The sequence below is a fragment of the Halobellus captivus genome (assembly GCF_007655485.1).
Lineage (GTDB): Archaea > Halobacteriota > Halobacteria > Halobacteriales > Haloferacaceae > Haloquadratum > Haloquadratum captivum.
This window is the reverse complement of sequence record NZ_VJXQ01000004.1, coordinates 125,743-133,203: the sequence shown is the minus strand read 5'-3', so window position 1 is coordinate 133,203 and position 7,461 is coordinate 125,743. Positions and strand designations below refer to the sequence as shown.

Below are 7,461 nucleotides of genomic sequence, written 5' to 3'. Positions count from 1 at the left end.
CAGAACGTGTCCGCGAGGTTGTACGCCGTCTGGAGGAGATTCGTGATGACGATGGGCAGCGAGAGGTAGAACAGCGGACGACCGATCCTACCGCTCGTCAGGTTCAGTTCGTCCGGCCCCTTGAACATCGAGCCGATCCGGTCTCGAAGCCTCATTCAGTTGTGCCCCTAACTCCTTCCGACGTCGTTCTCGATGTGGCTGTCTCATCGGTCGCCAAATCTGTACAGAGCGTATCGCCGATATACGCGCGGAGCACTGTCGCGGACGTTTCGGGGGCGTGGCCGACTCCGACGTGTCTCGTTTGGACGCCGTTGACGAACGTCGTCAGAAATGACGCGACGGCGTCAGGGTCGACGTCGCCGTCGAAGGTGCCCTCCTCGATGCCATCCTCGACGATGCCACGAACTTCTCGGACGAACGCGTCGTCGAATCGCTCCAGGCGATTCCGAAACGCCTCGTCGTACGGTGACTGCGCCTTGATTTCCAGCAGTGCTGTCTGAAATGCGGGGGCGTCCTGACGGTCGACGATGAACGTGTCGATGAGGTTGTACAACCGATCTGCTGCCGTCTCCCCCGCCGGTTCGGTGAGCCGATCGGTGAACCGTTCGTAAAGGTGGTCCAGATAGGCCACCAGGAGATCGTGTTTGCCGTCGTAGTGGTAGTGAAGCGATGCCTTACAGAGATCGGTTTCGTCGGCGATATCCTGCATCGTCACCTCCGCGTACCCGTGCTTGCACAGTGCGTCGTGCGTGGCGTGTAGAATCCCCGTCGCCGTGTCCGCACTCATTCGAAAGGCTCCATTTTGTTGTCGAAACTGACTGTTCGGTCAGTCAAAAGCTGTTCGGTCTCACCGCTCCTCTGCACACTGTGAAGTCTTTGCGGTTGGAACGGTCAAATAGACGAGCCAGAACGGGAGAAAACACGTCGTAACGGCATCCGGACGAGCGCTTCACAGTGAATCACATCCTGAAACGCGGATCCGGGTTCTGGATCCCCGCTGTACCCCCCGGCGGAAATTTATGGGAATGTGCGATCACCACTGTCAGTGATCGAGACCCCGGCGTCCGGTTCCTCGTCCGTCTCGCGGAACCGAGGTTCCAGCGCCGCTAACTCGTCGTTGATTTCACAGCGTTTCGATGCATCGGGTGAACGCGGACCCGCACGAGGTCGTATTCGTAGTACGCAGATAGCCCGTTCCACGGGCGGAACGATCCGATCACACGCGTCGTTCGTCGACTGTTCGTGCGACCGAGCGGCTACCGAGGATCTCCTATGACATTCCGTTGGACTCCGCTCCGTAATCCGTATACCCGACCAGTTCGATCCCGACCGGGATCGGTCGGTCAGACATCCACGCGGACCACGTGACCGCCGCAACCGCACTGATCGACGTACTCCCAGTCGATATCGTCGCCGTAGGCGTCATCGAGCGCCCCGTAGAGGTACGTCTCAGGGTGTCCGTGATCGCCGTGGGTGACGAGGTTGACGTGATTTCCGGGGGCCGTGTGTTCAATCGCCGAGACCGCTTGATCGACGACGAGCGATCGGTCAGCGGCGTGTTCTGGACCCTCTAAATTCGCGGACCAGGAGTTGTCGTGCGTGCGGTCGGTCACGGGGGCAGCGTCGACGTCGTGAGCGTCGCTCGCGGCAGCCGTATCCGCTTTCGAATCTGTCGTCATACGTTCGAATACCCGCTGAACGCATATAACGCGCATCCCGAACATATTCTAACGGTGACTTTATCGCGGCGTCTACCGTCCCTGGAATATGTCCAGCAATTTCGTGGGAGCGGACGAAACGCTCTTTCGAATTGTCGAATCGCTGGTGGAAACGGGGCCGATGGGGGTTACGGAGACCGCAGATCGGCTCGATCTCACGAAGAGCACCGCGCACCGGCACCTGCAAACCCTCGCAGCCCTCGGCTACGCGATCAACGACGACGGGACGTACCGACTCTCTCATCAGTGGTTCCACATCGGAGTCGGAGTGAAATCTCGCGAACCGTTCTACCGGGCGTCTCGGAGGCCGTTACAAACGCTCGCCGACCGAACCGTGAAAACCGCGTGGGCCGCAGTCGAGGAGGGTGGGAAACTCATCTTCGTCAACGGTGCTGGTGCGAACCCGACTCACAACCCAGACATATTGGTCGGAAGTTGGTCGTCGATCACGAAAACGGCCGCGGGCAAGGCGATTCTGGCTCACCTCCCTCCCTCGCGTGTCGCAGACATTCTGGAATCGAACGACGACGACGAACCGTTTGCGTCTGTCGACCTCCAGAAGGAACTGGAGTCTATCAGATCCCGCGGCTACGCGATGAACCAGGGGGAAATCATCTCCGGAATCTCCGCCATCGGAATGCCTGTGGTCGTCGACAACACCGTCTATGGATCGTTTGCCGTGTCGAGCTCGTCGGAAGAACTGACCGACGACGACCGCGAAGAGGCGCTCGATGCGTTGTCTGACGCCGTCAATCGAACGCGCGATCAATTAACGGCGCACATAAACTGATGGTTTCTGTCACCACACGGATCCCCTCGCTCTGATCGGTGGTGTGTTGCGTGGTCCGTAATGTTCGGGTGACTCGACTACCGATCGGCGAACCGCCAAATCGCACTACTTTTTCGGGAGCAGAGCGACGAACTCACCCGGCCCCCGTCGTTCGACCTCGTATCCGTCGGCGTCGAACGAGGCGACCTCCGCCTGCATCTCGTAGAACAGCGGTTTTGGTTCGTGGTCGTTGATGAGTTCGAGCGTTTCACCGCTCGCGAGCGATTCGAAGGTGTCGTGAATTTTCGGGTGTCGATCAGCCGGTGGGACGTCCCTGAGGTCAAGTGTCGTCGCTGCCATACGACAAACTCACCGGCGGATCGACGAATCGTTTTGCCCGAATATGTTCGTCGGAATGTTTCGTATTCGATACGATCTCCCGAGAGCGTCCGATCCAGGCGGTCGATTCGATTTTCGCCAGGGCGCGGTCGTGAGAAAGTGGACAGCGTGTTTTCGACGGTGCTACTCGACGTACAGCGAGTACAGTATGACGGCGAACCCGATCGTCGTGAAGAGGCTCTCGACGACGAGCGCGACGCCGGGGTCGAGCGTTGAGAGTTGGTCGACGACTCCCGCGACGATCGCGCCGACGGTGACGACGCCGAACCCGGCAGTCAGCGCACGGAGTGCGGCCGAGCCGGTCCGACGAAACGCACGGAACGAATAGAGGGTGATCGCCCCGCCCAGAAGCAGCGTCATCGTCTTCAGTGCGACGGCGATCGGCGTGACGGTCATTCGTCTCGTCCCTCCTGTACGACGTTCATTCGTCTCGTTCCTCCACAGTGTTTCGAAAGGATCTCTGCGTCATCGTAGCCGCCCGTACTCTGTCGAATCCCCTGACAATCCCCCCGAACGTATTCGTCCCCATACTCGTCTTGGGACGGTTGCTGGCATCCGACGTTCGTTAGTCTCGGAACCACATCCCGGGCGTCAGTCCGTCCCGGACGACAGGACCGTGACTGTTGAGTACCTGGTCGTCGTATCGCGGATAATGTCCACCGACGAGTCCCGCCCCGCTCACTCTGATTCGAGAGGAGCGTCAGACGAGATCGTCTCTCACCGACGACTCCAGTATCTCGGTGTCGCGTTGGCGTTGGCCGTCGCCGCCCTGCATCTCGCCCACCCGGACCACGGTGTGTTGGCGCTCTTCGCGTTGTTGTACGAGAATCCCGCCGCACTCCAGTTCGACCCCCGCCCGGCCGCGTTCGTGGCCTCCGGGATGGCGCTGTTCGTCGGCGTGTCGCTCAGTCGGAACGCCCCGGATCGAAAGCCGTACTACGTCGCCGGGATCGCACTGGGCGTGATATACATCGTCGGCTACTTCGCGTGGCACTTCACCGGTCACGGCGGATTTCTGCCTGGACGCGAACCGCTTCTTCACGACGTTACACCGCTTGAAAACGTGATTTCACACCTCTCGACGGACCCATGGGCCGCCGCATCGAAGGCCGGTGAAATCTGTCTCGTTGCAGTACTCGGCGTCCTCCTCCGGCGCGAGTAACGGCGAGAAACGATAGCCCTCTCGGCGGGCGAATCCCTCACTCCGACTCTTCGTCGCGAGAGATGAACTCTTTGATCACTTTTCCCTCGGCGCGGTGGAGCTTCTCGCTCGTCGTCGATTTGGCGAGTCCGATCGCCTCCGCTAAGTCCGTGAGGGTGCAGGTCCGCGGCGTGTCGTAGTAACCGCGCTCGGCCGCCTCCTCGAGAAGCTCGTACTGTTCGTCCGTGAGAAGCGACTGCGTGTCGATCGACTGCGTGATCGAAACGAGGTCGAACGGGATTCCGAACTGTTCGAGCAGCGTCCCGAGCTCCGAGAGTTTCTCCCGCGGTGCGGTCAGTTCGACCGTCACCTCGCCGTCGACGATCGTGATCGGGAGCTCCAGCGGGATCCCGGCCGCGCTCAGCGACTGGATCAACAGCGGCTCCGTGGTCTCGAACTGCACGAGCGCTCGCTCTGCCTGCGCCTCGAGAATCGTCACCGAGGTCACGGTCTCGTAGCCGTCGATGGTCGTCACGATCGGTTCGATGTCCGAAGCGGTGATCTCGACGAGACCGACGCCGGTGTCGCCCGCGGGCATCGCCGCGAGGACGGTGAATTCGGCGTCGGGGTACTCCGTCGAGAGCGCCGAGACCCAGACCTGTTCGGGAAGCGTGAGAGAGAGCGTTGCTTGGGGCATCGGTGATACGAGGTTGTACGAGCGCCGGGAGTAAAGTACCCGCGAATATGTTCGGGCGTTTCCTGCCCATTCGGGAAGTGACGAGCCGCGTTTTTCCGCGGGCACTCACCATCCGAATGTACTATGACCACTACGGACACCAACGTGGCAGACGGTGCCGACGGACGTACGATCTCGCGTCGCGGTGCGCTTCGCGCGCTCGGCGGCGCCGCGGCCGCAGGGACGCTTCTCGGCGGCGCGTCTGTCAGCGTTGGCGCGCAGTCGTCGGAAGCAGATCTGGAGTCGTGGTTCGAGAACACCTCCAACTACGACGGCGTCGTCGATGGGACCGATAGCGACGCGATAACCGTCGAAGTCGGCGTCGACGCGAACGACGGCGCGTTCGGCTTCGGGCCCGCCGCGATCCGTGTCTCGCCGGGAACGACGGTCACGTGGACCTGGACCGGAGGGGGCGGCTCTCACAACGTCGTGGAGACCGACGGAGCGTTCGAGTCTGACCTCGTCGACGCCGCCGATCACACCTTCGAATACACGTTCGAGAGCGAGGGTACCTTCACGTACTCGTGCACGCCCCACGAACCGATGGGGATGAAGGGGGCCGTCGTCGTCGGCGAAAGCGGTAGCGGTGGGAGCAGCGATGGTGGGGGAAGTGGCGGCGGTGAAAGCGGAGGGGACGGCGACAACGACGGGGGCGAGGAAGCGGTCGCGGCGCCGTTCGGTGATTCGAGGACGCGGAACCTCGGGGGTCTTGCGCTCGGCGGAGTCTTCGCCGCCGCGTTGGCCTCACCGGGGCTGTTCGGTGCGTTCCTCTGGATCAACGAACGCCGAGACGAGTGAGGTTCGACTGCCCCAACAGATGTGAAGCGTGGCTGATGAGCTCGTCCAACCCCGACGCTACTCCGTACTCGCCTCGGCTCTGACCTCTCCCCAGAGGTCGGAGAGTTGATCGGCCGCCGACCGCGATGACGGCGTGACCGTGAGTTCCAACTCGCCGTTCCGTCTGGAGACGACAACCTCCTCGAAATCGATTGCATACCGCGCGGCGTCTTCACGCTGCTGCTTCCGGAGCAGACCCGCTTCGACCATCGATTCGAGTTTCTGATACGCCGTCGAACGGGGGAGTTCACACACGTCGGCGATTTCTGCAGCCGTCATCCCGTGATCGAGCGCGCGAAGGACGTCGCGACACCGCTCGCTGGTCAGGGCATCGAAGACCGTCTCGAAATCGGGTTCGAGCGCATCAGACAGTGGATTCGAAGCCATTTCAGTGTGTATTCTCCCAGTCGTCGCGGTTCGATACGCCCCTCGGGTGTGGCCGATTGTAAACGCTCCGTTCCCACCGCTCGGTTGTGTGGTTATCTCGGCTCGATCTCGCTCTCTCGCTTCGACTCCGGCTACCGGCTCCAGTCGCGTTCTGCCTCCACCCGTTCATCCGTCGGTGCCCCCTTTCCGACCAGTCCGGGTCCGCGCTTCCCCGAATATGTTCGAGGAGCTCTCAGAACCTTGGAACCGCGCCGAGCTTATACGGGCTACACACCCCGAGAGGAAACTGTAATGAGCAACTACGTAGGTGCACCCGGTTCGACGATGTCTCGCCGAGAGTTCCTCGCGGCCACTGGGAGTGCGGGAGTCCTCGGCGTGGCTGGTTGTACGGCACCCACGAGCGACCGGACGCAGACCGCTCTCCAGGGTGGCTCAGGCGCAGCAGCGGCGCAGGACGAGTCCCTTCCGTCGACGAGCCCCCCGGAGGTCGTCAACGTCGACGAGCAGGGCGGGTCAGTCACCCTGAAATCAATGCCCGCGCGCCACTCCGCGCACCCGCTGGAAACGATGGGCGGCCCGGTGAACATCCCGCAGGTGTGGGCGTTCCAGGCCGACGACGGCGACCCGAGCGTCCCCGGACCGATTCTCCGAACGACCGAAGGCAACGATATGGAGGTGACGCTCGACAACACGGGAGGGATGCGGCCGCACACGCTGCACTTCCACGGCGTCCGCAAGGCGTGGAAGGACGACGGCGTGCCGACGACGACGGGAATCCGGGTCGACCCCGGCGAGAAGCACACGTACACCATTCCCGCGAACGTGCCCGGCACCCACCTGTATCACTGCCACTACCAGACGCACCGACACATCGAGATGGGGATGTACGGCATCTTCCGGGTGGACCCGGAGGGCTACGAGCCAGCCGACCGAGAGTACTTCATGACCGTCAAGGACTGGGATTCGAGACTGCCGCGACAGATGGCGGGCGAGGACGTGAGCTACGATCCTCGAAATCGAAATCCCGACATCTTCACGATCAACGGAAAGAGCGCGCCTCGAACCCTTCACCCGGAGGATGGTTCACCCGTCATCGTCAGCGAAGGAGACCAGGTGCGGATCCACTTCGCCAACAACGGGTATATGAGTCACCCGCTGCACATCCACAACCACCGCTTCGAGCGGACCGAGAAGGACGGTGGGGTGATCCCCGAGGCCGCGAGACACGAGATGGACATCACGAACATCGCTCCGGCCGAGCGGCACACGATCGAGTTCACCGCCGACGCGGAACCGGGTATCTACCTGCTGCACTGCCACAAGGTGAACCACGTGATGAACGGCGGCTTCTACCCGGGCGGGATGCTCGGCGGCGTCGTCTACGAGAGCGTGATGGACACCGATATCTTCGCACAGCTGATGGAGTACGCTGGATACGAAGGATAGAGCGAAATTTCACTCGTCGAGCCGACAA

10 protein-coding genes are annotated in these 7,461 nt (G+C 61.8%); 4 read left to right on the top strand and 6 right to left on the bottom strand.

The window, feature by feature from the left end; all coding sequences use genetic code 11:
• Window positions 1–151: 151 nt before the first annotated feature.
• Together FJT57_RS12030 and FJT57_RS12025 are read right to left on the bottom strand one after the other, a co-directional pair.
• On the bottom strand, window positions 152–787 hold the full coding sequence (locus FJT57_RS12030; RefSeq protein WP_144905557.1) for a TetR/AcrR family transcriptional regulator: 636 nt from the start codon (window positions 785–787) through the stop codon (window positions 152–154).
• Between the two features lie 556 nt (window positions 788–1,343).
• Window positions 1,344–1,679: a CGCGG family putative rSAM-modified RiPP protein gene (locus FJT57_RS12025; RefSeq protein ID WP_144905555.1), complete on the bottom strand. Its 336-nt coding sequence runs from the start codon at window positions 1,677–1,679 to the stop codon at window positions 1,344–1,346.
• Between the two features lie 88 nt (window positions 1,680–1,767).
• Between FJT57_RS12025 and FJT57_RS12020 the strand changes: the two genes are divergently transcribed.
• Entirely contained in the window at window positions 1,768–2,508 is a 741-nt protein-coding gene (locus tag FJT57_RS12020; RefSeq protein ID WP_144905553.1) for an IclR family transcriptional regulator, read from the top strand.
• A gap of 105 nt (window positions 2,509–2,613) precedes the next feature.
• Here the strand turns inward: FJT57_RS12020 and FJT57_RS12015 are convergent, their stop codons facing one another.
• Window positions 2,614–2,847: a DUF2249 domain-containing protein gene (locus FJT57_RS12015; RefSeq protein ID WP_144905551.1), complete on the bottom strand. Its 234-nt coding sequence runs from the start codon at window positions 2,845–2,847 to the stop codon at window positions 2,614–2,616.
• A gap of 162 nt (window positions 2,848–3,009) precedes the next feature.
• Window positions 3,010–3,282 (bottom strand): DUF7521 family protein, encoded by a 273-nt coding sequence (locus tag FJT57_RS12010; RefSeq protein ID WP_144905549.1) that lies wholly within the window; start codon window positions 3,280–3,282, stop codon window positions 3,010–3,012.
• A gap of 256 nt (window positions 3,283–3,538) precedes the next feature.
• Here FJT57_RS12010 and FJT57_RS12005 point away from each other — a divergent pair, with 256 nt between their 5' ends.
• Complete coding sequence (locus FJT57_RS12005; RefSeq protein ID WP_144905547.1) at window positions 3,539–4,048, top strand: hypothetical protein; 510 nt, start codon at window positions 3,539–3,541, stop codon at window positions 4,046–4,048.
• 37 nt (window positions 4,049–4,085) lie between these two features.
• Here the strand turns inward: FJT57_RS12005 and FJT57_RS12000 are convergent, their stop codons facing one another.
• On the bottom strand, window positions 4,086–4,724 hold the full coding sequence (locus FJT57_RS12000) for a helix-turn-helix domain-containing protein (RefSeq protein ID WP_144905545.1): 639 nt from the start codon (window positions 4,722–4,724) through the stop codon (window positions 4,086–4,088).
• Between the two features lie 123 nt (window positions 4,725–4,847).
• On the opposite strand from FJT57_RS12000, the gene FJT57_RS11995 reads away from it, so the two are divergent.
• Entirely contained in the window at window positions 4,848–5,561 is a 714-nt protein-coding gene (locus tag FJT57_RS11995; RefSeq protein ID WP_144905543.1) for a halocyanin domain-containing protein, read from the top strand.
• Window positions 5,562–5,618: 57 nt separating this feature from the next.
• Here the strand turns inward: FJT57_RS11995 and FJT57_RS11990 are convergent, their stop codons facing one another.
• Window positions 5,619–5,987, bottom strand: a complete 369-nt coding sequence (locus tag FJT57_RS11990) for a winged helix-turn-helix domain-containing protein (RefSeq protein ID WP_144905541.1) — start codon at window positions 5,985–5,987, stop codon at window positions 5,619–5,621.
• Between the two features lie 291 nt (window positions 5,988–6,278).
• On the opposite strand from FJT57_RS11990, the gene FJT57_RS11985 reads away from it, so the two are divergent.
• Window positions 6,279–7,433: a multicopper oxidase domain-containing protein gene (locus FJT57_RS11985; protein WP_144905539.1), complete on the top strand. Its 1,155-nt coding sequence runs from the start codon at window positions 6,279–6,281 to the stop codon at window positions 7,431–7,433.
• The last annotated feature ends 28 nt before the right edge of the window (window positions 7,434–7,461 follow it).

What these genes read in the sequence shown, in the direction of transcription:
- FJT57_RS12030 (WP_144905557.1), bottom strand. Translation starts at nt 787, where the DNA reads ATGAGTGCGGACACGGCGACGGGGATTCTACACGCCACGCACGACGCA.
- FJT57_RS12025 (WP_144905555.1), bottom strand. Translation starts at nt 1,679, where the DNA reads ATGACGACAGATTCGAAAGCGGATACGGCTGCCGCGAGCGACGCTCAC.
- FJT57_RS12020 (WP_144905553.1), top strand. Translation starts at nt 1,768, where the DNA reads ATGTCCAGCAATTTCGTGGGAGCGGACGAAACGCTCTTTCGAATTGTC.
- FJT57_RS12015 (WP_144905551.1), bottom strand. Translation starts at nt 2,847, where the DNA reads ATGGCAGCGACGACACTTGACCTCAGGGACGTCCCACCGGCTGATCGA.
- FJT57_RS12010 (WP_144905549.1), bottom strand. Translation starts at nt 3,282, where the DNA reads ATGACCGTCACGCCGATCGCCGTCGCACTGAAGACGATGACGCTGCTT.
- FJT57_RS12005 (WP_144905547.1), top strand. Translation starts at nt 3,539, where the DNA reads ATGTCCACCGACGAGTCCCGCCCCGCTCACTCTGATTCGAGAGGAGCG.
- FJT57_RS12000 (WP_144905545.1), bottom strand. Translation starts at nt 4,724, where the DNA reads ATGCCCCAAGCAACGCTCTCTCTCACGCTTCCCGAACAGGTCTGGGTC.
- FJT57_RS11995 (WP_144905543.1), top strand. Translation starts at nt 4,848, where the DNA reads ATGACCACTACGGACACCAACGTGGCAGACGGTGCCGACGGACGTACG.
- FJT57_RS11990 (WP_144905541.1), bottom strand. Translation starts at nt 5,987, where the DNA reads ATGGCTTCGAATCCACTGTCTGATGCGCTCGAACCCGATTTCGAGACG.
- FJT57_RS11985 (WP_144905539.1), top strand. Translation starts at nt 6,279, where the DNA reads ATGAGCAACTACGTAGGTGCACCCGGTTCGACGATGTCTCGCCGAGAG.